The 25,403-nt window shown below is 67.4% G+C and carries 17 protein-coding genes; 1 reads left to right on the forward strand and 16 read right to left on the reverse strand.

What is annotated here, in order from left to right; all coding sequences use genetic code 11:
- Positions 1-58 precede the first annotated feature (58 nt).
- From HMPREF3174_RS00245 to HMPREF3174_RS00290, 10 genes are all read right to left on the reverse strand, one after another.
- Positions 59-646: a biotin transporter BioY gene (locus tag HMPREF3174_RS00245; protein ID WP_070447283.1), complete on the reverse strand. Its 588-nt coding sequence runs from the start codon at positions 644-646 to the stop codon at positions 59-61.
- On the reverse strand, positions 643-1,065 hold the full coding sequence (locus HMPREF3174_RS00250; RefSeq protein ID WP_068538482.1) for a holo-ACP synthase AcpS: 423 nt from the start codon (positions 1,063-1,065) through the stop codon (positions 643-645). The genes HMPREF3174_RS00245 and HMPREF3174_RS00250 overlap by 4 nt, the downstream gene beginning before the upstream one ends.
- Positions 1,058-10,087, reverse strand: a complete 9,030-nt coding sequence (locus HMPREF3174_RS00255) for a type I polyketide synthase (protein WP_070447286.1) — start codon at positions 10,085-10,087, stop codon at positions 1,058-1,060. The genes HMPREF3174_RS00250 and HMPREF3174_RS00255 overlap by 8 nt, the downstream gene beginning before the upstream one ends.
- 13 nt (positions 10,088-10,100) lie before the next feature.
- Positions 10,101-11,687, reverse strand: coding sequence for an acyl-CoA carboxylase subunit beta (locus HMPREF3174_RS00260; protein WP_070444950.1), 1,587 nt, complete (start codon positions 11,685-11,687; stop codon positions 10,101-10,103).
- A gap of 2 nt (positions 11,688-11,689) precedes the next feature.
- Positions 11,690-13,444 (reverse strand): acetyl/propionyl/methylcrotonyl-CoA carboxylase subunit alpha, encoded by a 1,755-nt coding sequence (locus tag HMPREF3174_RS00265; protein WP_083281007.1) that lies wholly within the window; start codon positions 13,442-13,444, stop codon positions 11,690-11,692.
- Positions 13,445-13,458: 14 nt separating this feature from the next.
- Complete coding sequence (locus HMPREF3174_RS00270) at positions 13,459-14,289, reverse strand: biotin--[acetyl-CoA-carboxylase] ligase (protein ID WP_070447289.1); 831 nt, start codon at positions 14,287-14,289, stop codon at positions 13,459-13,461.
- A 304-nt stretch (positions 14,290-14,593) separates the two neighbouring features.
- Entirely contained in the window at positions 14,594-14,887 is a 294-nt protein-coding gene (locus tag HMPREF3174_RS00275) for a ferredoxin family protein (RefSeq protein WP_070444956.1), read from the reverse strand.
- Between the two features lies 1 nt (position 14,888).
- Complete coding sequence (locus HMPREF3174_RS00280) at positions 14,889-16,181, reverse strand: FAD-dependent oxidoreductase (protein WP_070447290.1); 1,293 nt, start codon at positions 16,179-16,181, stop codon at positions 14,889-14,891.
- A gap of 2 nt (positions 16,182-16,183) precedes the next feature.
- Complete coding sequence (locus HMPREF3174_RS00285) at positions 16,184-17,026, reverse strand: electron transfer flavoprotein subunit alpha/FixB family protein (protein WP_062613904.1); 843 nt, start codon at positions 17,024-17,026, stop codon at positions 16,184-16,186.
- A 12-nt stretch (positions 17,027-17,038) separates the two neighbouring features.
- Positions 17,039-17,800, reverse strand: a complete 762-nt coding sequence (locus HMPREF3174_RS00290; RefSeq protein WP_070444959.1) for an electron transfer flavoprotein subunit beta/FixA family protein — start codon at positions 17,798-17,800, stop codon at positions 17,039-17,041.
- A 137-nt stretch (positions 17,801-17,937) separates the two neighbouring features.
- Here HMPREF3174_RS00290 and HMPREF3174_RS00295 point away from each other — a divergent pair, with 137 nt between their 5' ends.
- On the forward strand, positions 17,938-18,609 hold the full coding sequence (locus HMPREF3174_RS00295; protein ID WP_160326880.1) for a TetR/AcrR family transcriptional regulator: 672 nt from the start codon (positions 17,938-17,940) through the stop codon (positions 18,607-18,609).
- Here the strand turns inward: HMPREF3174_RS00295 and HMPREF3174_RS00300 are convergent.
- Genes HMPREF3174_RS00300 through caiA form a run of 6 tightly spaced genes read right to left on the reverse strand, consistent with a single transcriptional unit; the run spans position 18,586 to position 25,401 of the window.
- Positions 18,586-19,200 carry an MBL fold metallo-hydrolase gene (locus HMPREF3174_RS00300; protein WP_070444965.1) on the reverse strand — a complete coding sequence of 205 codons (615 nt, stop codon included), beginning with the start codon at positions 19,198-19,200 and terminating at the stop codon, positions 18,586-18,588. The two genes, HMPREF3174_RS00295 and HMPREF3174_RS00300, sit on opposite strands and share 24 nt — an antisense overlap.
- Positions 19,200-20,528 (reverse strand): MFS transporter, encoded by a 1,329-nt coding sequence (locus HMPREF3174_RS00305; protein ID WP_246783040.1) that lies wholly within the window; start codon positions 20,526-20,528, stop codon positions 19,200-19,202. Before HMPREF3174_RS00305 ends, HMPREF3174_RS00300 begins: the two co-directional genes overlap by 1 nt.
- Before the next feature lie 47 nt (positions 20,529-20,575).
- The gene (locus HMPREF3174_RS00310; RefSeq protein ID WP_070444968.1) at positions 20,576-21,454 is read right to left on the reverse strand and encodes a MaoC/PaaZ C-terminal domain-containing protein; all 879 of its coding nucleotides are present in this window, start codon (positions 21,452-21,454) and stop codon (positions 20,576-20,578) included.
- A 22-nt stretch (positions 21,455-21,476) separates the two neighbouring features.
- Positions 21,477-23,000 carry an AMP-binding protein gene (locus HMPREF3174_RS00315; protein ID WP_246783041.1) on the reverse strand — a complete coding sequence of 508 codons (1,524 nt, stop codon included), beginning with the start codon at positions 22,998-23,000 and terminating at the stop codon, positions 21,477-21,479.
- A gap of 36 nt (positions 23,001-23,036) precedes the next feature.
- Complete coding sequence (gene caiB, locus HMPREF3174_RS00320; RefSeq protein ID WP_062613900.1) at positions 23,037-24,245, reverse strand: L-carnitine CoA-transferase; 1,209 nt, start codon at positions 24,243-24,245, stop codon at positions 23,037-23,039.
- A 22-nt stretch (positions 24,246-24,267) separates the two neighbouring features.
- The gene (gene caiA / locus HMPREF3174_RS00325) at positions 24,268-25,401 is read right to left on the reverse strand and encodes a crotonobetainyl-CoA dehydrogenase (protein WP_070447293.1); all 1,134 of its coding nucleotides are present in this window, start codon (positions 25,399-25,401) and stop codon (positions 24,268-24,270) included.
- Positions 25,402-25,403 lie beyond the last annotated feature (2 nt).

A 25,403-nucleotide genomic window follows, 5' to 3' on the forward strand; every position in this document is an offset into this window, starting at 1 on the left:
GACAAAGCGGGCGCGGGGGCGCAATCCGGCCGAAGCTCGGACGGCCCCCGCGCTGCTCTTAGCGGCGCAGGGCCGTGGCGCCGGTGGCCACCGCGGCGGCAGCCACGAGCTTCAGGATGTCGCCGGGAATGAACGGTGTCATGCCAGCGGCGAGCACCTGGGCTGACCAGGGCGCGCCCATGCCCGTGAAGGCCGAGAGCCAGATGAGGCCTGGGATGTACGGCATGGCGAGCGCCACGGCGAAGACCGCCAGGGCGCGCAGACCGGCCAGGGGCTGGCGCGACTGCATCCAGCCCACGAAGGCGGCCGACACGATGAAACCGAGCAGGTAGCCGGTGGACGGGGAGATGCCCGCCGTTCCGGCGGAGAGGATCGGCAGGCCGGCCACGCCCATCGCGCCGTAGATGCTGACGGCCGCGAGGCTGCGCCCGCCGCCGAGGGCCCAGCCCACGAGCACCACTGCGAGAGTCTGCATGGTGACCGGCACGGGCTTGAACGGGATGGCGAGCTGGGCGGCGATCGCGAGCACGACCACTCCGGCGCCGATGGCCAGGGCGTTGCGGGCAATTCCCGCCTTGGTTGTGCGCGCGCAGGCGGAGGCAGCGGGGGCGGAGCTGGCGGGGACGGTTGATGAGTTCTGAGTCATGAGTATTCCTTATTTTTGGTTGATATCTGGCAGACGGCGATGGCGTAGTCGCCGTCGTGGGACAGGGACAGGAGGATGTCGGTATCCCCGAAGGCCTCCTTGATGGCGCTGGTGAGGGCAATGTAGGGGCGGTGGTAGGGGTCGGAGAGGACCTGGATCTCGGTGAGGTTGACGTCCTGTTCCGCGATCAGGGGCGGACGGCCGACGAGCGTCGAGGACCAGGCCTTGATGAAGGCCTCCTTGCCGGCCCAGCGGGCGGCGAGGTGGTGGGCGACGTCGGCGCCGGTAGCCGCCGCCCGCCGCCGGGCTCCGCGCATCTCGGCCCCGGAGAAGACCTGGGCCATGTGCGTGCCCGGCGCGGCGAGCTGCTCGGCAAACGTGGGGATGTGGACCAGGTCCACCCCCAGCCCGCTAGGCATAGAGCCCATCCTCGCCAAGGCGGGCCGCCGGGTCGAGGAGCATCGCTGCCTCTACCTCGTGCGGGTCGTAGCCGGGACGCTCCGCGCCGAAGCGACGCGAGGCGATCGGCTCGAACAGGGCCCGATTGCCCACCATGCCCTGCTCGAGGTGGCGGGCGCCGGCCTTGAGGCGAGCCTCCGCCTGAGCGCGCCACGCATCGGCGGCCTGGCAACCGTGCGCCCGCCGAATCGCAGCCTCGAAGGCGCCCGGGTGAAGGATCGCCAGGAGAGAGGACACGTGGCCAAATCCGAGCGAGGTAGCCATCGCCGCCTTGATCTGGCCCCGCTTGCCGAGGTCGAGTGGCTCGCGGAGCCACACGAGGAAGGGGTCCTCAGCAAAGACCGGGTCGAGGTTGTCTAGCGAACGATTGCCCGGCACCACGCCGGTGGCGAGCACCTCGGTCAGGCCCGCGATCTGGAAGAGTGCCGCGCCACCCTTCGAGTGCCCAGTCAGTGTCTTTTGTGAGATGACGTGCAGCGGATTGCCCGCGCTGCGCCCGAGCGCCCGGGCGAGGCGAACGTGGAGCTCGGCCTCGTTGGGATCGTTGGCGTTCGTGGAGGTGTCGTGCTTGGACAGCACTGCGACGTCGTCCACGCTCGCCCCGAGTGCCTCGAGCTGGCGGGCCAGGCGGGAATCCCGTCCGCCGAGTCCGGCCGCGAGCGCGCCGAGCCCGGGCGCGGGGATGGAGGTGTGGGCTCCGTCGGCGAAGGTCTGGACGTAGCCGACCACGCCGTAGACGGGCAGGCCCATCTCGAGGGCGAGGTCGCCGCGGGCGATGAGCACGGTGCCGCCGCCCATGGCTTCCACGAAGCCGCCGCGGCGCAGGTCGCCGGCGCGGGAGAAGAAGCGGTCGGCGATCCCCTGGGCCTCGAGCGAGGCGGAGTCCGCGGTGGCGTTCATGAAGCCGAAGCCCTCGAGGGACTCCACCGACAGGTCATCCACCGCGCCGGTGACCACGAACTTCGCCTTGCCGGCTGCGATCTTGTCCACGCCATCCTCGAGTGAGACAGCGGCCGAGGCGCACGCTGCCACCGGCTGGACCATGGCGCCGTAGCCGCCCACGTAGGTCTGCATGGTGTGTGCGGCAACCACGTTCGGCAGGGTCTCTTGCAGGATGTCCTGCGGGATATCCTCCCCGCGGAAGCGCTCCACGAACAGCTTGCGCATCGAGCTCATTCCGCCAAAACCGGTGCCCTGAGTGGAGCCGACCTCGGTGGGGTGAATGTGGGCCAGCAGCTCGGCCGGGGTGAAGCCGGCGGAGATGAAGGCGTCGACCGTGGTCAGCAGGTTCCACACCGCCATCTTGTCCACCGATTCCACCATCGACTGCGGGATGCCCCAGCGGCTGGGGTCGAAGTCAGTGGGCAGCTGGCCGGCCACGAAGCGGGACAGGGTGGTCTTGCGCGGTACGAGTGCGGTGGCGCCCTTGATGCGGGTCACCGACCACTCCGACTCTCCCGGTTGCGGGGCTGCGACCTGCGTGAACTGCGGGTCGGCCGCCTCGTAGGCGCGTGCCTCGGCCTCGGTGGCCACCGTGAAGATGACAGGCTTGTCGAGGAAGACGGTCACCATGTCCACCGTGCCGCCGGCCTGAATCGGGCCGTCGTCGGTGAGGCGGCGGATGCCGGAGCGGGCCACCACCTCGTCCCGGTAGCGCTCGAAGATCTCCTCCTCGGGCACCAGGTTGTCTTCGGCATCGTACCAGCCGGCCTTCGGCGATTCGTGCCAGGTGAGCAGGCCGGTCATCCACGCCAGTTCGAGCACGCCCGCAGCGGTGAGGTCCACGTCGCCGTCGGCCCTGATGCCGAGCTCGGCGGCGCGGCGGGTGAGGGCCGAGCCCCACGGGCCCACCTCGCCAACCCCCACGATGACGATCGTGTCCTCGGGGCGGGCGGTGCCACTGCCCCACACATCGGCGTACTCGGGCAGGCCCACCACCTGCGGGCGCGGCAGTGCCGAAATGGTGCCGCCCTGGCGCTCGGAGCTAGTCGCGGCCGCGGGCGCGGCCTCGATCTGGCGGGTGAGCTCGGCGAGGTTGATGTTCGACAGACCGCCGGTGAGGTCGGCGTCGATCGGCGCGCTCGCCGCGCGCTCCCGCGCGTCGTCGGTGGCAAGGGCGATCAGCTCGCCCGCGATCTCGGAGGTGGACCACGTGCGCACGCCGCGCTCCTCCACGGCCGCGACCAGCGGGTCGTTGCCGCCCATGAGGCCGGTGCCGCGCACCCACCCGATGCGGGCATGGGCCAGGCTCACGCGCTGCGCCCACGGCTCCACGTGCCACTTGTTCACCACGGCGTCGAAGGCTGCCTTGACCTCGCCGTAGGCGCCGTCGCCGCCGAAGGTTCCGCGGTTGGGCGAGCCGGGCAACACGGCGTGGAGGCGGTGGCCCACCACGGTGTCCGCGCCGATGGCGGCGAGCCCGGTGAGCAAGCGCTCCACGCCCCACAGCATGAGGCGGGTCTGGATCTCAGCCGCGCCCCCGGCGTCGCTCATCATGCCGAACACGCGCGGCGCGGCGAACGGGAAGAGGAGGTCGGGGATCATCGCGGACTTCTTCTCCACGGTCGCCCCACCCACGGTCTCGCGCACGGGGTTTCCGATCCAGTCCACGAGCGCGTCGATGTCGCGGTAGGAGGCGAGGTTGGCGGGCACGAGCCACAGGGCCGCGTCCCCGCGCGCGTTCTCGCGGTAGATCTTGCGCCCGGCGAGTAGGCGCGCCTGGTCCACGCGGGAGGCGGTGGCGATGACGGTCGCGCCGCCGGCGAGCAGGCGTGCCACGACGCCGCCGCCGATAGACTCCGGCGTCATGCCCGTGACCACCGCGACCTTGCCGGAGAACTCCCCGGCGCTCTCGTCACGCGCGGTGGTCGCCACCTGGAGCAGACGCACGCGGTCGGCGTCGGACGCGGCGATGTCCGCGTAGTACTCGGCCTGGCGGGCCACCTCGGCACCAGTGCCCACGAAAGTGGCCTCGGCGGGAAGCTCGGCGGCGCCGGCCGCGAATCGGGCGAGGTCCTCGCGGGCACTCGCCCAACGGTCGTTGAGGAGCACGGCCTTCTTCGCGTCGAAGGCGGGCGCCACCTGGGATACCCAGTTCGCGCCGAGCTCGGCGCTCACGGCCTCCACCACGGCCTCGTCGCTGGCCTCGTTAGCCGCAACGGGGGCGGCGTCGCCGAGGCGGGCCAGCAGGTCGCGGGCGTTGTCGGCGAGGATGGTGGTGATGTGGGAGGAGAAGGCGTCGAGTGCCGCGGAATCCACGACCCCGCCGCTCGCCCCGCCTGCGCTCGGCTTGACCACGTTCACCCCGCGCAGGGCGCCCACGCGTTCCACGGCGGCGTCGATGAGGGAGTCGACCTCGGCGGCTGTGGCGGGTGAACCGGGCAGACCGGCCAGCTCCCCGCCGCGGGCGGACTTGCCCTCGCGGGTCTCGAGCAGTAGCACCGCGGTGGTCCACGCACCCCAGCCGTGGCCAAGCGCCCATGCCTCGCGGACGCGGGCGCCCACACGGTCGGGCTTGACGCCGGCCGCGCCAAACAGCTTGCGCAACCTGTCGCCGATCGCATCGGACAGGACGGGCCCGAAGGGCTTGTAGTTGTGGGCGAGCTTGTTGACCGTGGCCGACAGCTCGGCCACGCTCGCGTCCGCCGCACCGTCGATGGCCGTGAGGCCGAGTTCGGCGGACATGTCCATGAGCACCTGGTTGCGCTTGGAGGACACGCCGTTCGTCAGCGACTCCACCGTGTCGGCCGCGCCCACCTGGTCGAGGTTGATCTTGTTCGACTCCGCCAGCAGCACCGTAATCGCGTCCGCCGCCGCGAACGCCAGGTCCTCCGGCGACGCCGTGGCCGCACCTACCTGCGCGGGTGCGGCGTGCGGTTCGGGTGCGGGCTGGGTCGGCTCGGGAGCCACGGGGACCTGCGTTGCGGGGGCCTCGCCAGCCTGCGCCTGTGCCTCCGCGATCTCATCTGCCGCTTCGGGCTCGGCCGCGACCGCTTGGTCGGTGAAGTAGACGGGGGCGGCATCGCGCTGGACGTTGGCCACCGCCACGGAGGCCGAGGCGTGGCGCGGCTGGGCGAGGGTCTTGGCGGCGAGGTTAGCCAGCGTCGGTGCGGCCCCAAGGCCGACCTCCACGAAGCTCTCCACGCCGGCCCCGTCCGGGCGCGGGGTAAAGAGGTAGTCCTGGGTTTCGATCCAGCGCACCGGGGAGGCGAACTGCCAGGCCAGGAGCTCGACCAAAAGCTCGCGCGTGATCGTCCCCGCCTCGGAGGCGAGGTCGACGTCGTCCCAGCGCTCGCGCAGAGCCCGCACCGAGTCGGCAGGCACCACCTCGAGGATAGAGTCAAGGAAGTCGGCGGTCAGCTCGAAGGGGCGGGCCACGAGGTTGGGGATGTAGCGCCCCACGAGCACCGCCGGGTCGATCTGCTCCGGCAGGAGGCCCTGCAGGAGCTCGCGGAAGTCCGCCACCCCGCCGCGCAGCACACTGGAGTGGAACGGTACGTCGATGCCGGGCACGAGCATGAAGGGCCTGCGCCCGCCGGCCTCCTCGGTTCGGCGTTCGGCGTCGGCCGCGAGCGCGGCCAGGCCCGCCACCGTGCCGGCGATCGAGTACTGTTCGCCGGCCAAGTTGTAGTTGACGATCTCGATGAACTCCCCGCTCGCCTCGGCGATCGAGGCGACGTAGGCGGCCACGTCGGCGTCGCCCACCCCGAACTGGTTGGGGCGCAGAGCGGCCATCTGGTAGTTCGAGCGGCCCTCGGCATCGCGCGGCACGAGATTGTGCATGGTCGAGCCGCGGTGGAAGACGATCTCGATGACGGTCTCGAGCGGGAAGATGCCGGCGTAGGCGGACAGGGCGTTGTACTCGCCAAGCGAGTGGCCCGCAAGGTAGGCGCCCTCCACGAGCACGCCGGCCTCGCGCAGGCGCTCGCTCTGGGCGAAGGCAACGGTCGCGAGTGCCACCTGAGTGAACTGGGTCAGGTTGAGCACGCCCTGCGGGTGGCGGTAGGCCACGCCGCCGGCGATGATCTCGGTGGGGTTGTCGCGCACGATTGTCAGGATCGAGAAGCCGAGCGCGGAGCGGGTGTGGGCATCGGCGCGCTCCCACACGTCGCGGGCGGCGGGCGAGGTGGCGCGCTCGTCGAGCGTCATGCCCTGGCTCTGCACTCCCTGGCCCGGGTAGACGTAGGCGGTGACGGCCGGGGTGACGTGGGCCGAGGCGACGGAGACCACGTTCTTGTTCACGCGGCAGGTCACCTCGAGGATGAGCCCGCCGGCGTCAACCGCCCCCACGCGCTCCACGCTGATCTCCACCTCGTCGTTCAGGTCCACGGTGCCGTACATGCGGTAGGTCCACCCGGCGATGTGCCAGCGCTTGCCGTCCTCGCCCGTGGCGCTGACCGCGTGCTGGGCCGCGGCGCACAGCCACATCCCGTGCACGAGCGGCGCGTCCATGCCGGCCACCTTCGCGGCCCGGTAGGAGGTGTGGATGGGGTTATAGTCGCCCGAAACCATTGCAAACGGCGTCATGTCCGCCGGCGCGGTCACGGTGACGCGGCGCAGCAGCGAGCGCGGCGTGTCGCGGATCTCGCGCTCCACCTCGCCCGCGTACGGCGGGTCGGCGGGCAGGTCCGTGCCGAACACTCGCCCGCGGATCGCGAAGCGCTCGGTGAACGCGCCCACCCGCTCCCCGTCGTGGCTGAGCTCGGTTTCGACGACAACAACCCGGCCCGAGCTCGACTCGGTCAGCGACGTGCAACGCGAGCGCGCGTCAAGGTGGTCAAGGCCCGCGAGCCGATCGGTATCGAGGTCCTCGGTGTGGTCGAGGTGGACCGCGTTGAGCAGGCCCTCGATGACGGGGTAGTCCCCCACGAAAGCCGAGCCGAGGGCGGCGTAGATAGAGGGCCAACACATGCCAAGCACCGCCGAGGGCACGATCGGCGCGAGCTTGTAGCCGGGCAGGTCGGCAGTGACGCCGGCGTGCAGGGCGCCAAGTTCGGGGCGCAAGGAGAAGCGGTAGTGGGCCTCGCCGAACTGTGAATCAGCCGAGTCGGTGATGGCGGGCAGCTCGCCGATGTGGTCGCCCAGCACGTTCTGCGCCCCCACACCGGCCGTGACCGCGAGGAGAGCGAACATGGCCGCGGGCAGCCGCTCGTCGTCGACCACCGGGATCGCGCCGGTCGAGGCGCCGGCCGGGATGCGGAACGGCACGCGCAACTCGCGCACGGCGTGCTGGCGGACCCCGCTGCCATCCCACAGTGTGTCGAGGTGGATGACCATGTCATAGCCGGCGTCGGTGGCCACGATGTCGTAGTTCTCGACCACGCGGGCGGGGTTGGTGATGACATGACCGTGCCAGGAGATGTTCTCCGCCCCGCGCAGGTAGTCCTCCACCGTGGCAAACGCGCGCGAGAAGCGGCGCTCACCCGCCTCGCCCCCGAGCGCCTCAATCGTGGCGTCCTCGTAGCGGGCGAGGATCGTGGCCACGGGCTCGTTGACCGTGGTGATGCCGGCCACCGACACCGGGCCGGGGATGATGCGCACCTGATCGGCGGTGTAGCGCGGATCGTGGGACTGCCACAGGCCGTCCGTGCCCCACGAGCGCAACAGATCAGCGTCAATGATCGACACGAAGGGCACCGGCTTGGGGTACTTGCGGCACAGCTCCACGAACCAGGCCGCATCGAAGGTGGTGACCTCCACGCGCTCGGCGTCGGGGTAGGCGGCCACAATCTTGTCGATGGCCGCGGCCGGGTCGGCGACCGCCTCCACGCTATCGAACATCGACACGAGCTCGCCGGAGTCCTGGGGCGAGAGGCGGGCCTCCACGCGCTGGGCCAGCTCGAAGAAGCGCTGGGCCCACGACGGGTCGGTGAACGGGTAGGACAGCTCGGCGAAGCGGCGCAGCACCTCGGCGTACGTCATGTCCTCCAGGTCGCCGAAGTAAGGCTTGGCGGTGGCGTCGATCGCCCCGATGATCTCGGCGCGGCGGGTGACGAGCGCCTCGGGGTCGGAGGCAACCTCCACGATAAGCCGGGCGGCGCGCGAGGCGGAGTTCTCGATCTCATACATGTCCGCCAACAGGTGCGACAGGCCGGAGGTCACCCCACCGTCCACGGCGCCCTGGCCCACCCATCCGGCGTTGCGATCCACGGGAACGCCGGCGGTGTCGACGAGGAGCTGCTTGACGTCGTCGTTGGTCTTGGCCTCACGCGCGGTCATCGCGGCAGTGCCGATCATGATCGCGTCCACGGGCATGGGCACCGGGCCATGCTCGAGCGCCCACGTGCCGGTGAGGAAGCCTGCGGCGCGTTCGGGCACGCCCAGACCGCCGCCCACGATGAGCACCGTGTTGTCCTGCGCGCGGATCTCGGCATAGGTGTCGAGCAGCAGCTGATCGAGGTCCTCCCACGAGTGGTGGCCTCCGGCGTGCCCGTCCTCGACCATGATGAGGATCGGGGCGGTGGTGGCGCGGGCGATCTTCAGCACCTGGCGGATCTGCCCGATCGTGCCGGGCTTGAAGGCCACGTACGTAAATCCTTCGCCGCGCAGGCGCTCGACCAGCTCCACGCCCTCCTCGGTCTCGGGAATGCCGGCCGAGATCACGACCCCGTCCAGCGGGGCTCCACTTTGGCGGTTACGGGAGACGATGTGCTGGGTGCCGAACTGGAGGTTCCACAGGTAGCGGTCCATGAACATCGCGTTGAACTGGGCGGTGCGGCCCTCCTCGAGCCCGGCAACCAGCCCGGCGAGGTTCTTCTCGAAGACCTCCTCCGTGACCTGCCCGCCTCCAGCCATCTCCACCCAGTATCCGGCGTTCGCGGCGGCGGCCACGATCTCGGGTTCCACGGTGGTGGGGGTCATGCCGGCGAGCAGCACGGGGGCACGGCCGGTCAGGCGCGTGAAGCGGGTGTCGACCACCACGCGCCCGTCGTCGATCATGGCGAGCTTCGGGGCGAACGCGGACCAGTCCTCTCCCGGCACCCAGGCATCCTTCGTGGCAAGCGCGTCGCGCGCGTCAGCAGAGCCCGCGTTCACGACGCCGATGCCCCGCCCACGCACGTTGTCCCGCGTGATTCGGGCCAGGCCCGTGCCGGGGCCAAGGTCGACCACCCAGCCAACGCCCTTAGTTGCCTCGGCAAAGACACTGTCCCAGTCAAGGCGGTCGGTGAGGACGGCGGCGGCCAGGCGCTCGACGTCGTGCATGTCGATGGGATCGGTGGCATCCTCGGCCCAGCCGCAGGCCCGCACCCAGGCGAGCACCTGCTCGAGCGCGGGCGCGAGCAGGGCGGAGTGGAAGGGCGCGGAGACGTCGAGGAACTCGGTGATCGGGGTCAGGGCAGCGCCGCCGATCGTCTTCTCGGTGCGAGCCTTGGCCTCGGCACTGGCGAGGGCGTCGAGGTCGCGGCGCACTGCCTCAAGCGAGGCGGGCAAGCCGGCCAGGGTGAAGGAGGTGGCCGTGTTGCGGATGGCGATCTGGGCGCCGTGACGGGCGGCCACCTCGGACAGCACACGCTCGGGCGCGTCGCGCACGGCCAACATCGGGGTGAGCTCGCCGAAGCGGGAGGCACCCTCAGCACGGGTGGCCTGGGTGGCCGCGGCGCCAATCAGGCGGGCCAGGGCGAGGACGTGGGCCTTGTGCTCGGAGGCGAGCATGTGAACGGCGAGCACGCCCTGCGAGTGGCCAACCACCGCCTGCGGCTGCGCGCCGAGCGGGAGGTCGAGGTAGGAACCATACTGAGCCAGCAAGATGCCGGGCACGGAGGCGAAGGCCTCGCCCGAGGTGGTGGCCAGCAGGTCGAGCGGGCCGGCGCAGATGCGGGTCAGCTCGGGCAACACCGAGGCCAGCAGCTCCTCGGCGCGGGCCTGAAGCCGCTCGAGGGTGTCGCGGATCGCCGGATCCTCGGCCGCCTCGGCGAGGGCGGCACGCCACGGGGTGGCCTGGCCGGCGAACTGGAGGACGTAGGGGTCATGAATCTCGTACATGTTTCTCCTTGGGCTACATCGGCATGTTGCCGTGTCGGGCAGGGCCCTGGTGGATGGTGGTTTTGGACTGGAGGGCCTCGAGCGAGACCGCGATGGTGGAGCGGGTGGCGTTCGGGGCAATGATGCCATCGAGCTCGCCGCGTGCCACGGACAGGTAGGGGTTGACGTTCTCGCGGGTGTAGCGGGCGGACAGCTCGGCGAACACCTCGTCGCCACGACCCTCAGCCTCGGCGGCCTTAAGCTCACGGCGGTGGACGATCGCCACGGCGCCGTCGGCCCCGAGCACCGCGATTTCGGCGCCGGGCCAGGCGTAGACGAGGTCCCCGCCCAACGACTTGGAGCCCATGACGATGTAGGCCCCTCCGTAGGCTTTACGCAGTATGACGGTCACCAGCGGCACCGAGGCGGTGGCATAAGACCAGATGAGCTTCGCGCCGCGGCGAATAATACCGGCTTGCTCCTGCTCGGTGCCCGGCCGGTAGCCCGGCACGTCCACCAGCGTGACCACGGGGATCTTGAAGGCGTCGCAGAACTGAACGAAGCGGGCCGCCTTCTCCGAAGCGTCCACGTCGAGCGTGCCGGCGTCGTGCAGTGGTTGGTTCGCCACGATCCCCACCGAGCGGCCCTCGATGCAGGCGAAGCCGATCACGATGTTGCGGGCGAAGAACTCCTGGATCTGCACGAACTCGCCATAGTCCACGATTGCTTCGATAACTTCGACGACGTCGTAGGGCACCTTCGTCGATTCGGGTACCAGGGCCGACAGGTCCGCGGGGGCCGCAGGCGCGAGCGCCAGGTCGAAGTCGTAGGCGGGGACCTGGTCGTCGCAGTTCGCTGGCAGGTAGGTGAGAAGCGTGCGGGTGTAGTCGAGCGCGTCCTCCTCGTCCTCGGCCAGGTAGTGGGCCACGCCGGACTGGAAGTTGTGGACCTGCGCCCCGCCGAGGTCGGCGAAGGAGACGTCCTCGCCCGTCGTCGCCCGCACCACGTCCGGGCCGGTGACGAACATGTGCGAGGTCTCGCGGGTCATGATAATGAAGTCGGTCAAGGCCGGGGAGTACACCGCTCCCCCAGCGCACGGGCCGAGGATCAACGAGATCTGCGGGATAACGCCGGAGGCGGCGCACGTGCGCTTGAAGATGCGTCCGTACTGGCCAAGGGCCACCACGCCGTCCTGGATGCGCGCGCCGCCCGAATCCATGATCCCGATCACGGGGATACGCAGGGACAGTGCCTTGTCAATCGTGGCGATGATCTTGTTACCCTCGGCCTCGCCGAGCGTGCCGCCCTGCACCGAGAAGTCCTGGGCGTAGACGGCCACGCGCCGCCCGCCGATCGTGCCCAGCCCGCACACCACCGCCGCGCCGGCAAAGCCCTGGGCCACATTCCCGCCCACGAACTGGCCGATCTCGGAAAAACTGCCCTCGTCCAGGAGGGTGGCGATGCGCTCGCGGGCCGTGAGCTTTGACTTGGCGTGCTGGCGCTCGAGCGCCTTGCCCTCCGCCTTCACCGAGAGCGAGGCGGCGTAGGCGATGAAGGCCTCCCGGTCGATCTCGCGCGAGGTAGTGTCAATCGTTAAGGATTCGTCAACAATGTGAGACATGGTCACTCCTTCTCTTCGGGGGTGATGGTCAGCAGGGCGGTGCCGGCCGCCACGTTCGAGCCGGCCTCCACGGCCACGTCCTCCACTCGGCCGGCCAGCGGGGCATAGACGTAGCTCTCCATCTTCATGGACTCGAGCACCACCAGCAGGTCTCCTTCGGCGACGACGGCACCCGGCTCCGTCACCACCCGCACCACGATCGCCTGGATCGGCGAGCGGACGTCGCCGCTGGCCGCCTCTCCAGCCTCTGGCACCGTCCTGGAGCGAGAGGAGCGGCGCAGGGGCTGAGGACGCGGGGTTTGGGGCGCTCCCTGGGCGAACATGCCTTTGGGCACGGTGAGGGTGGCCTGACGCCCGTCGATCTCGATGGTAAAGGTCTGCCGCTCGGCGGGCGCCTCCGCGGGGGCGGGCGCCGGCGTCGTGCCAGCGTGCTCGGCATGCTCGGCGTTCCAGGCGGGGAGGAAGGACTCCTCGAACCAGCGCGTGGAGTAGTGGAGGGCGGCGAAGTCGGGGTCGGCGATGATGTCACGGTAGAGCGGGACCGGGGTGGCCAGCCCGTCCAGGCGGAACTCGCCGAGTGCGCGCAGGGAACGGGCGATGGCGGCGTCGCGCGTGGGAGCAGTGACGATGACCTTGGCGAGCATCGAGTCGAAACCGGAGGTAACGACGTCGCCGGCCACCACCCCGGTCTCGATACGAACGCCGTGGCCGAGCGGCCAGGTGAGGGCCGCGACGGTGCCCTGCGAGGGTTGCATGTCGCGCGCCGGGTCCTCGCACGTGATGCGGAACTCGAAGGAATGCGCGCGCGGGGATGGGACCGGGCTGATGGCCTCGCCGCGGGCGATACGGATCTGCTCGGCCACAAGATCAAGGCCCGTGATCTCCTCGGACACCGTGTGCTCCACCTGCAAGCGCGGGTTGACCTCGAGGAAGAAGATCTCCTCCCCCACGAGGAACTCGCACGTGCCCAGCCCCACGAAGCCGGCCCCGTCGAACAGGGCTTGCGAGTAGCGCTCGAGCGTCGCCTCCTGTTCGGTCGTGAGCCCAGGCGCGGGGGCCTCCTCGATGAGCTTTTGGTTGCGGCGCTGGACCGAGCAGTCACGCGTGGAGACCACGGCGAAGTTGCCGTGGACGTCGCGCATGCACTGAGTCTCTACGTGCCGTGCGGTCTCGAGGAACTTCTCCACAAACACGCCCTGCGGGTCGGGGCCGGCGGCCTGGAAGAAGTGGTCGAGCCCGGCGTCGTCGCGAATGATGGTGATGCCGCGCCCACCGCCCCCGTCGGCCTTCTTCGTTACGACCGGGTAGCCCCAGCGGGCCACAAAGTCCTCCACCTCGGCCCGGCCGCTGATCTGCTCGGAGATACCCGGCACCGGCTGGACGCCAACGCGCTCGGCCAGCTGGCGAGCGCTGATCTTGTCCCCCAGCTCGCGCAGCGTGTCCGCCGACGGCCCAATCCACGTCAGGCCCGCAGCCACGACGGCCTCGGCGAACTCTGGACTTTCGGAGAGGAAGCCGTAGCCGGGGTGGACGGCGGCGGCGCCGGTGGCGCGCGCGAGCTCGATGAGCTTGTCACCGTTCATGTAGGTCTCGGCCAGCGTGTCGCCACCGAGTGCGTGGGCCTCACCGGACGCGCGCGTAAACGGGGTGTCGAAGTCGGCGTCCGCGTAGCCGACCACGGTGTCGATTCCCAGCTCCGTAGCCGTGCGGATCACGCGCAGGGCGATCTCGGAGCGGTTGGCGATGAGGATCTTCATTGAGGTCCTTTCTGTCAGCAGTTGTGCTCGGCGAACATGGCCACCTCGTGCGGGTAGACCCGAATGCGTGCGGGGGTGGCCACCTCGGGTCGAGCGCTGGGCGCGGGGACGCTGGTGGACGCGGGGGCGGTGGCGGCGGTGAGGATGAGCTCGCCGTCCGGCCCGATCTCGTCAACGACGCCGGTGCGGCCCGCCACGCTCACCTGCTGCCCGCGCTGGGCGAGGTGGACGTTGAGCTCGGCGATGATGGGCGCAGTGGCGGGGGCGTTCGGATCGGCGGCGAAGGCTTCGACCCGCGCCGCGAGCTCGGCAAGGTAGCGATCGAGGAGGATGCCGGCGGGGTCGGCGTCGTCGGGACGGAGGTCCTCGGCGGGAAGGAGGCCCTCGGCGGCAAGCGAGGTGGCGCCCTCAAATAGCTCGTCGCCCTCCTGGAAGACGTTGGCGCCCACGCCAATCGCGGCGCTAAGCTCCCCGCGCGCGGCGGACATGTCGGCGTAGAACTCCCCAAGCACGCCGCAGATCTTGCGGCCGCGGATGACCACATCGTTGGGGAACTTGACCTTCGCGGGCGCGCCGAAGTCGGCGAGGGCCGCGCGCATCGACAGCGCGCCGATGAGGGTGAGGAAGCCGCCGCGCTCGCGCAGGGCGGCAGTGGCGGGAAGAACCACGAGCGTGGAGGCGAGCAGCGAGCGGCCCGCGCCCGACTCCCACGTGCGGCCCAGGCGGCCGCGGCCGCGGATCTGGACGTCGGCACGGATCGTGGTCAGGTGCGGGGCGTGCGCGAGGGTGCCCAGCACGTCCTGAGTGGAGGTGACGCTCCGGCGGTGGTCAACGAGGCCAATCATGTGGACAGACTAACGCAAGTTACCCAACGGTAGGGTAAGTTAGCGACTCGTTGTCCATCGCGTGGTCGGGCACCTGACGCCCTGGTGCGCGAAGATGCGGGCGCCCGTGATCATTGTTACTAAACCGTAACTTGCGACGCGTCGGCGCGTTTTGGCACCAAGGGCAGGGGCTGCGGAGGGGCTACTCTCCTGGGCGCCCCTCATCGCTCGGCCAGATTAAAAAACTTTGGACGATTCCGGGGCGATCTGCGCATATACGAAGATCGCCCCGGAATCGTCCAGTGTTTTCAAACGCCCGGCGCTCCTACCCCTCGCGGTAGACCACTCCCATCGAGCTTGCCGGGTAGTGCCACGTCAGCGTCCCTGGCGGGGCGACCGCAAGGCACGTGCCGCATTCGAGACAGGCGGCGTATTCCACCGCAACCTCGCCGTTTTCTTCCGAGTACACGTGGGCCGGACACACGTTGACCAACAGCTTCGCCGCGCCGGTCTCACGCACGCGCTCCTGGTTGACCACGATGTGGGGATTGCCCTCGTCAATCTCGTAGACGTTCATCGCCAAACGATCATTGATCGTTCCCGGTTCGAAGCTTGCCATCTTACATCGACCTCACAGCACTGATACCGAGTTTCGCAAGCCCCGCCAGGGATAGGCGAGACCTCTTCACCGCGCCCATGACGACCTTGAGCAGCGGCTTACGCGGCGTGAGGTCGTGGTTGTAGACGCCGTGGAGGACGTCTGCGACCAGCTCCCCCACGTCCCCGTACATCGCCGGGTTTTCGAGGAAGTCCGGGGCCTTGGCATAGGTGTCCATGTCCTTGCCGACGAACGAGGCGTTGTACTCCTCGACATACTTCCCCAGCGCCTCGGCAGAGAAATCCTTGGCCTTGAGCGCGTCGGAAATCACCGAGGCCGCGGCGCGGGCCGAGCCTGCCGCGAGATCCATGCCGCGCACGGTAAAGCCCGTGTTCAGCGTGAATCCCGCGGCGTCTCCGATGACGAGGAGTCCGCGGTGGACCAGGTCGTGCTGCATCTTCTTCCCGCCCTCGGCCACCAGGTGGCACCCGTATTCGTGGAGCTCGCCGTCCTTGAGGAACGGCGCGATCGCCGGGTGGGTGAGGAAGTGGTCGTGCAAATCGGAGGAGCTCTTGCCCGACTTCTCGAGGTCGTCGAGGCGGGCCACGATACCAATCGAGATGGAGTCGCGGTTGGTGTACATGAAGCCGCCTCCGGCCACGCCCTGGGTGCAATCACCCACGACGGCGTACGCCGCGCCCTCGTCGCCCGTCAGGTTGAAGCGCTCCGCGATCACCTCCGGGTCGAGGGCGATGACCGACTTGACGCCCACGGCCAGGTTCTCCTTCGGCTCCTTGGCGCGGATGCCCGCATACTGGGAGAGGAAGGAGTTGACGCCGTCGGCTGCCACCACGACATGAGCGCGTAGCTCGTCCTCGCCGGCGCGCACGCCCACGAACTGGCCGCCGTCGCGAACCAGTTCGTCGACCTTGACGCCGGGCATGACGGTCACGCCCACGTTCTCGCACTGCTCGGCGAGCCACGGATCGAACTTCGCGCGAAGCACCGTCACGGCGTTGACCGGTTCGCTCAGTCGGCCGTCCCAGTAGTCAATGTTGACGAAGTTGTCCTTGTTGAGGAAACTCAGGCAATTGCGCGTGATGACGCGCTCGATGGGTGCCTCCTCGAGGAAGTTATCGAAGATCTCCTGCATGACGCGGCAGTAGAACACGCCGCCGGACAGGTTCTTCGACCCCGGCTCGACACCGCGCTCGATCAGCAAAACCTCATAGCCGTCTTTGGCGAGCAGGTAGGAACAGACTGATCCTGCCACGCCGCCGCCGACCACAATGACGTCGAAATCCACCTCTGCCATGGCTACAGCGCTTCGGTCAGGGCCGGCAGCACCGAGTACAGGTCGCCCACGATGCCGTAGTCGGCCTGCTCGAAGTAGGGTGCGTTCTTGTCCGAGTTCACGACGACGACCGTCTTGGCCTCGTTCATGCCCGCGGTGTGCTGGATCTGGCCGGAGATGCCGGCGGCGAGGTAGAGGTCGGGGGTCACGTGCTGACCGGATACGCCCACGTAGCGGTCGCGCCCGAGCCAGTTGTTGCCCTCGGCGATCGGCCGCGAGCAGGCCACTTCTGCACCCATCTTGGAGGCGAGGTCGAAGGCCAGCTTGAGGTCGTCCTCATTCTTGAAGCCGCGGCCCACAGCCACGATCTTCTTCGCCGCGCCGAGGTTGACCGACTTGGTCTCGGCGCTCTCGGTGGCGCTCACGCGCAGATCGGCGGCGTCGGCAGCCAGCGGATCTCCGGCCACGGGCTCGCCCTCAACCGGCGCGCCTCCCGAGACGAGGACGACGGCGGGGGCTCCGATCTCCTCCTCGACAATGCCGCCGAAGCGGGCGGCGAGCACCTTGCCATCGCGCACGCCCTTGGCGCCGGTGACGACGGGCAGGCCTGCCGCCGCGGCGATCGCGCCGGCAAACACGCGCCCGGCCGGGGTGGCGGGCAGGAAGACGAAGCCGGTGGTGTCGACGTGGGCGGCGAGGCCGGCAGCGACGGCCTCCTCCGGGACGCCCTCGCCCAGCGCCACGTCGGCGTGGGCCATCGGCAGGTCGGGAGAACCGACAGAGATGACGGCGGCCTCACCGGGCAGTTCGTTCGCCCAGGCAAGCATCGTCGAGACGTTGGAATTCAAAGCAATAATGGTCGACATGTGTTCTCTCCTTTACAAAATACCGTCGGCCTTGAGCGCGTCGATCAGCTGCGCCGCCGCGTTGTCTCCCTCAAAAACCATCTTCTTGCGCTCGCGCATCTCAGGCTGGCGAGCCGCCTGGACGTTGCGGCCCACCTCCGCCACCGTGAGGTCGGCCAGGGCAACGGTCTCCAGCGGCTTCTTGCCCGCCGCAAGGATCTCCTTCATCGACGCGGCCTTGACCTCGACCGCGTCCGTGGCCGCGCTCAGCACCACGGGCCCGGAGGTTTCGACCGTCCGGGTACCGGACTCGGTGCGCTGGCGGATCTTCACGCCGTCGCCGGCCGTCTCAACCGAGAGGACTTCGAGCAGGCAGGGCCAGCCGAGCGCGCCCGCGAGGAGCGGACCCATGACGCCGGCGCCCTCGTCCACCGAAGCGTCGCCGGTGAAGACGGCCTTGACGTCATCGACCCTCTTGACCAGCTCGGCGAGAGCCGCAGCGGTCTGCGTGTTCGACCAGTCCGCGGTCGCGTCGTCGGCCACCACGAGCGCGCGGTCGAGCCCCTTGGACAGGGCGTTCTTCTTGGCCAGCGACGAGGCGACGTCCGCCCCGCCCACGCACACGCCGACGACCTCGCCGGCGCCCTCGGCGGCGAGGCTCTTGGCGAGCTCCACCGCGACCGGGTCGTATTCGGACACCGCCTTCTTCACTCGCGCCCAATCGACGACGCCGTCGGAACTGACCTTCGCGTCCTGCGGATTACCCGCGTACTTGTATGCCACGATGATGGACATTTCCACTCCTTCTGTGATTTTCGGTAGTTGTCAGCACCCGCGAAGGTGCCTGTCTTGCTATTTGGTCTGTTGTCGGTTCTTGGTAAGGGTTAGACTGTCTGTACTTTTCCAACGACGGGAAGAAGGGAGTGACCTCGTTGTCGATAACGGCGCCTCAGGAAGAAGCGACGCTCTCTCTTCACGAGCGCGTCTACGACGCCGCCCTCCTGCTTTACGGCGAAACCGGCTGGAGCGGCTTTAATCTGACGAAGGTCGCCGAACGCGCACGCGTTGGGAAGTCCTCGCTGTACTCGCGCTGGCCTACCGCCGAAACCCTGTTGCTCACGGCGTTTCATCACGCCTATCCCCGCCGCCAGTTCACGGGGAAGACCCTGTACGACGTGCTCTTCGAGGAAATTGACGCGCGCATGCACGCCTACCTCGGCCGATACTCTGCCGCCATCCGCCGACTCATCGTCGAGGCGCCCACGGATGTACCCGTGGTCCAGCAAGCGTGCCGGTACGTCTGCACCGACCCGCTGGAGACCCTGCGCCAAGGCTTGTGGTACTACAAGAAGGCAGGCGAGATCCCGTCTGACGTGTCGATCGTGCGCTTGGTGGACGCCATCGAGGGTTCCGTGCTCCTGCGCTCCATCTGGCTTCCGCCCAACGATGTTGACTGCTTCCTGGAAAAGATTCCTGAGTACGCTCATGACCTGATCACTGACCTCCTTCCTCATCTTGACTTCGTGCCCCGGCCCGTCAGGTCGGCCGGCGAGCTTGGGGTGTATGACACCGGGTCGATGTCATACCAAATACGGATTTCGTAGCTTTTCTGTTCCCATCGTGGTTGGCTGCCCGTGCCCAGGGAGCACCCGGATGTCGTCGGGCAGGGTGCCCAGCTTCTTGAGCGACGTGAGCAGGTCGCGCCTGTTTGCCCGCGCGTACTGCGTGGAGCCGATCCCGTTGGAAAAGAGCGTGTCGCCCGTGTAGAGCACCTCGTTGTCGGCGTCGAGGAGGCAGATCGATCCTGGCGTGTGGCCCGGTGTGGCGATCACGTGGAGCCTGCCGCCCGACCAGCTGAAGATCGTCTCATCGTCCCACTCGGCCGTCACCTCCTCGACCGCGTAGTCCGAGCCCTCGTCGGCGAACCCGGACAGTCGGGGGTCAGCTGCGCCGACGGCGTCGTGCACGCCAATGTAGACGGGAGCCCCCGTGGCGGCGACCAATTCGTTGACTGCCCCGATGTGGTCGGAGTGGCAGTGCGTGAGGAGGATGGCCTCCAGCTTGCGCTCCCCCAGGGCGCGAAGGAGTACCTCGGGTTCAGCTCCCGGGTCGATCATGACGACGCCGGAGTCGGACTGCAACAGGTAGCAGTTCGCCTTCCACGAGCCCACCACCCGCACATCGATGCTGTACATTACCGTTCCTTCCACTCGCTCGAACCGGCCTCGGTCAGGGTGAGGCCGCGGGTCTCGGGCGCCCACGCGATCGAGACGATGAGGCCAATGAGCGAGATCAGCGCGCCGGCGACCATCATCGGGCCATTGCCGTAGGTGGACAGCAAGCCGGGCAGGACGAAGATCGAGATCACGGTAGAGATGCGTGAGAAGGCCATCGCCGTGCCCATCGCTGAAGCCCGAATTGAGGTCGGGAAGATCTCGTTCGGGTAGAGCCACTGCAGATTGCCGGGCCCGCCCGACGCCAAGGCGTAGATGCCGAAAACAATGATGACGAAGGCCATCGAGGTGGCGGGCACGACGCCCAGGATGGCGAGGGCGCCCGTCATGATGACGAAGGACCAGATGCACAGCGGGCGGCGGCCCCAGTACTCCGCGAGGAACATCGCAGGGATCGTTCCGAGCATGAAGAACGTGCCGATGACCAGCTCCCCGATGAGGGCAGCCCTGCCCTCGCCCAGACCGAAGGCGGCGATGATATCCGGGCCGTAGGTGTAGACCGCGAACATCGGGATGGCCTGGCACAGCCAAATGATCCCGACGAAGATCATGCGCTTGAAGTAGGGCCGGCGGAAGATCGCGGAGTAGGACGTATGCTCGGCCACCTCGTCCTCGATCACCACGTTCTGGCCGAAGGTTTCGCGTACGATCCTCGCCGCGTCCTCGTGGCGCCCCTTCGACATGAGCCACCGCGGCGATTCCGGGATCGACCAGCGGCCAAGAAGGATGACGACGCACGGGATGACCGACGAGCCGAGCATCCACCGCCAACCGTTGTCGATGTCAAGCAGGAAGTAGCCCACCAGGTACGAGGCGTTCGCGCCGAGGTACCACACGGCCGCGAGGAAACCCATCGTGATCGCCCGATACCTGCGCGGGGTGAATTCGGCGATGATGGACGTGGCAATGGGGTAATCCGCGCCAACGGCCACGCCGATAAGGAAACGCAAAAGGACCACCATGAGTGGGCCGCTCACGAACATGCACAGGACCGAGAGCACCGCAATGGACATCACGTCGATGATGAACATCCGCTTTCGGCCAATGAGGTCCGTCAAGTAACCACCGAAGATGGCGCCAAAGAAAAGACCAACGAGGGCGGCAACGCCGATCATTCCCTTCCAGGTATCGTCAATACCCAGGTCGGGAACCATCTTGAGCAAGGCCACGCCGATGATCGCGTGGACGTAGCCCTCCAGGAACGGGCCACCGGCAGAAAACGCGGTGAGCCGCACGAGGAATGGCGACATCCCGATATCGTCGAGGCTGACTTTTTGCTCGTTGTTCACGGTTACTCCTTTCTTTGGCTCGACCCACTCATGGGATCCAACGCGTTCTACCCTTCGAATTCGATGATTCCCCAGTTCAGGTGCGGCTTCGCGCCCGTCTCTTCGACGTCGACGTCGACCAGGCGGAAGCGCAGTTCGCCGGGACCGACCTTCCACAGCTGGGTCTTCAGCGTGGTGCCCGGGTGGACGGGCGAGGTGATGCGGGTCTTGAAACGCTTGATGCGCTCCGGTTCGCCCGGCATGAACTCGTTGATCGCGTGGCGCATGACAATGCCCGCATACGAGATCGCGTGGAGGATCGGGCGCGGTTCGCCGTTGGCTGCCGCGTAATCCCAGTCGATATGCTGCGGGTGGTAGTCACCCGACAGGCGGTAGATCAGCGCCTGGTTCTCAGGAATGCGCTCGGCCACCTCGACATCCGGCTCGCGCTCGGGCATGTCAACGATGTCCTTCGGCGCGGCCGGGCCGCCCCAGCCGCCGTCGTAAATGAGGCAGTCCCAGGACTCGTTCGTGAACAGGAGGTTGCCGTCCGAATCGTAGGTGTCGCCGATATGCTGGGCGAGCAGGCCCCGCCCCTCACCGCGGTCGTAGAGTCCTTCGAGCTTGACCTTGGTCTGCACGGTGTCGGCCATCTTCGTGATCGGCTGGTGGAAGCGGATGTCGAACCCCCAGTGCAGGGAGCCGGCGTAGTTATAGCCGTAGTCGATGGTCCGGGTCACTTCCGAATCAACAATGAGCATGGCTCCAAACATCGGCAGGACCTTGAGCTGCGGGTTGCGCTCGTCCTTCTCGTTGAGGTACTCCAGGCCATCGCGGCCGTCAATTCCCGCACCGCAACCCAGGGCAAATAGCTCAAGATCACGGAAGGTGTATTCGCGGATGAACGGACCAAAGGTCTGTCCAACCATCTCGGTCTTGATCGTCATTGTTCAATTCCTTTCACTGTATCTACTTGAGTTCTGACTTGAGGACTTTTCCGTACGTGCCGCGCGGAAGGGCGTCGAGGAAGGTGATAACGGTGGGGATCTTGAAGTAGGCCAAATAGCTCCGGCAAAACTCGGTGAGGTCATCGACGTCGATCCTGGCCCCGGGCTCGGCGACAATCGCGGCCTTGACGGCCTGATCCCTAATCAAGTCCTCGACGCCGACCACCGCCACCTCAGCGATTCCCGGGTAACGGGCGAGGACCGATTCGACCTCGGCGCACGAGATGTTCTCCCCCGAGCGCTTGATGATGTCGGTGTGACGGTCGGTGAAGTAGATCCACCCCTCCTCATCGACGTAACCGAAATCGCCGGTGCGCAGCCAGCCGTCCACGAGGGTCTGCGCCGTGAGCTCGGGCTTCTTCCAGTAGCCCGCCATGAGCGACACGCCGGGCACCCCCTGGATCTGGATCTCGCCCACCTGGCCGGGCCCGAGCTCGCCGTCGTCACCCATGATCCGCGCGTTGTAGCCGGGGCCGACACGGCCGATCGATGGCCAGTTGCGGGGCCCGGTGGGATAGTCCGTCACCACCCCCACCAGGTCCTCGGTCGAGCCGTAGTTGTTGAGCAGGCGCACGTTGAAGCGAGCTTCGAAACGCTCCTTGTCCGCGGCTGACATGGGCAGGAAGTAGTGGACCTCCCGCACGTCGTGCTCGGTCTCACCCGGGCTCACCGGCTGAGCCATCATGGTCTTCGCCATCATGGCCATGGCCTGCACGAGGGTCCCGCCATGCTTGCGCACCTGCGTCCAGAAGCGCCTGGCCGAGTATCGGCGCAGCAGGACCAGCGTGGCACCCGCCGTCACAACAGGTGCCAGCGCGCTGAGCTGCATGTTGACGTGGCTTGCCGCCATCGTCGTCACGTACCTGTCGGTTTCGCGCATCTGGAGTTGCCAGTTGACGTAGTACCCCGAGAAGACGAAGTTCTGCTCGGTGATCATCACGCCCTTCGGCGCCGACGTCGTCCCTGACGTGTAGAGGATCTCCATGATCGGCATCGGTTCAACGCGCCGAGCGGGAGCGGTGATGGCCTGGGTCTGCTTGAGCTGTGTGAAGCACACATCGACACAGTCTCCCCCAACCACGATCGTGTCGAGCCCCTCGCCGTAAGCCGGGTCGAAATCCAAGAAGCACTGCTCGATCACGAGCGTGTGCGCATCGCAATCGGCCATGATCGTCCTGGCTTCTTCCACGGTGTACTCCGGGTGGATCGGCACGTAGATCGCGCCGATCCGGCACAGTGCGAAGATGCACTCGATGAGCTCGGGGCAGTTGTTGAGCTGGACGGCAACCGCGTCACCGGCCCCGATTCCCCGGGACAAGAACAGATTGGAGGTGCGGTTGATCTCCTCGTCGAACTCCCGGTAGGTCCAGGTCCGCACGGTATCGCACGCGTGGTCTTCGTAGACGAGAAACTCCGCCTGCGGCCGCAACCGCACCTGGCTGTCCCAGATGTCAAACAACGTCAGCCCCTGCGCTTGAGTAATCACCTCACACCTCCAATCTGTTCATCGTGTCCGCGCTCGCTAGTTGGCGAACTTGACCTTGCCCGACTTCGCGAACCGCTCGATGTCCTCCTCGGAGAAGCCGGCCCGCTCGAGGACGTCTCGCGTGTCCCCGCCGAGCGGGGGCATCGGCCGCCAGAATCCGCCAGGATTACGCGCAAACTTCGGCACGGTGTTCAAGCCGCGCACCTTCACGCCATCCGCGTTCTCCCACTCGATGAAGTTCTCACGCTTGGCCACATGGTCTTCCGCGAGGATGTCTTCGAACTCCATCACCACCTGGGCGGCGATGCGGTGGGCGGAAAAGTCGCGCTCGACGTCGTAGCGCTTTTGAGTCTTGAGGTACTCGGTGAGGCGCTCCTGGATGAGATCCGCCTTCGGCCCGTCAAGCCACAGCGCGGAGGTATCCTCCGGGTACTCCTCGGTTCCCCACAGCTCGCCCAGGCCGATGGTCTCGAGCAGGTACTTGTTCTGGTCGACTCCGTAGCAGCACAGTCCGAGGAACCCGTCCTCGCACTCGTAGATGCCAATCGCGCACAGATTCTGATGGCGGCCACCCGGGCGCGGGTACTTCACGCCGTCGTTGAGGTAATCCATCATGTAGTAGGTACCCACGCGCAGCGCCGTCTCATACATGGCAAGATCGATCGATTCGCCCTGGCCCGTGATCTGGGCCTTGTGCAAGGCCGCGAGCGCGGAGGAGACCACCATGAGCGAGTTGACGTAGTCGGCAGTGTACGGGTGGAGGTTGGTGGGCAGCTCGGGAGTGCCGTTTTGGGCGACGAGGCCCGCGTAGGCGGCGACCGTCAGGTCGTAGGCCGCGGCGTTGACCTTCTGCTCATCACCCCAGTGCCCGAAGCCGGACACGTGAACGATGACGAGCTTGGGGTTGATCTCCCACAGCCACTCGTCGGTGATCCCCTTGCGCGCCCACGCGGGGCCCTTGGAGGATTCGATGAAGATGTCGGCGTCCTTGACGAGCCTGGCGATGATCTCCTTGCCTTCATCGGAGAAGGGGTGGAGGGAAATCGAGCGCTGGTTGCGACGTTCCATCTCCTTGACCCACTTCGTGTCGCGCACGGAATCACCGGTCCAGATGTTCTCCATCCAGGTGACGTCTGCTCCCCACTCGGCCATGATCTCGGCGGCGGACGGGGCTGCGATTTCCACGGCGGAGTACAGGACCTTGACGTCGTCAAGTACTCCGAACGAGGGCTTCACGGTTTCCATGATGACTTCCTTCCTCGGTCCTTTAGCGGTATTCCTTGAGAGCGGCGCGGCCGGCGGCGGGGATCATCATCTCGTCCGTGCCACCCGACACGCGGTCCACGCGGATGTCGCGGTAGAAACGCTGGACGCGGTGCTCGCCGGTGATGCCAACTCCGGACAGGATCTGCAGCGCCTGGTCGATGACCATCGAAGAGGCCTGCGAGCAGTAGTACTTGGCCATCGAGCAGTCACCCCGGCCGAGGCGGCCGTTGTCGTGCTTCCACGCGATTTCGTAGAGCATGTTGCGCATGTTGGTGATGGCGATCATCATGTCGGCCATCTTCAGCTGGATGAGCTGGGTGCGCCCGATGGCTTCCTTGCCCTGGATGCGCTGGTTGGCGTACTTGGCCGCGTCTTCGAATGCGCAGTAGGCCTGGCCGTAGTTGGTCAGGGCCACGAGGAAACGCTCGAGATCGAAGTCCTGGACGCCGCGCTTAAACGCGCCGCCCTCGGTGCCGAAGAAGTCGGACTCGTCGAGCTCGACGTCGTCGAAGTAGACCTCGGCGAGCGAGTCCATGCGCAGGCCGAGCTTCTTGAGCGGCTCGCGCGTAATCCCGGCCTTCGTCATGTCGACGAAGAACTCCGAGTAGACGGACATGTCCTCTGCGTTGCGCGCCATGACCACCAGGTAGGGAACCTTCATGCCGGAGGTCTGGAAGGTCTTGTGACCGTTGAGGTAGATCTTGCCGTCCCGGCGCGTGTAGGTGGTCCGCATGTCGTCCCAGTTCGAACCCGCGCTCGGCTCGGTCATGGCGTAGTTCAGCATCTGCTTGCCAGAGCCGAGGAACTCGAACATGGTGGCCTTCTGTTCCTCACTGCCCTCGCGGATGATCGTGCCCCAGCCCGGCAGCTGGTAGAGCACGTACGTGGGGCCGCCCATGCGCCCGAGCGCCTCGTAGACCGCGGTCAGCTCCTGCCAGCCGAGCCCAAGCCCCTCGTACTCCTCGGGCAGGAGGATGCGATCGAAGCCGAGTTCGCACAGGGCCTCAACCCACTCCTGCGGGTATTCCTTGTTCTCGTCACACTCATTGAAGTACGTCTCCCATGCGCGCGACTCCATGAGCTCGACGAACGTGTCGGCCATCAGTTGCTGTTCTTCTGTCAATGAGAAATCCATTG

Origin of the sequence: Trueperella sp. HMSC08H06, assembly GCF_001808465.1 — a bacterium.
GTDB classification, from domain to species: Bacteria; Actinomycetota; Actinomycetes; order Actinomycetales; family Actinomycetaceae; genus Trueperella; species Trueperella bernardiae.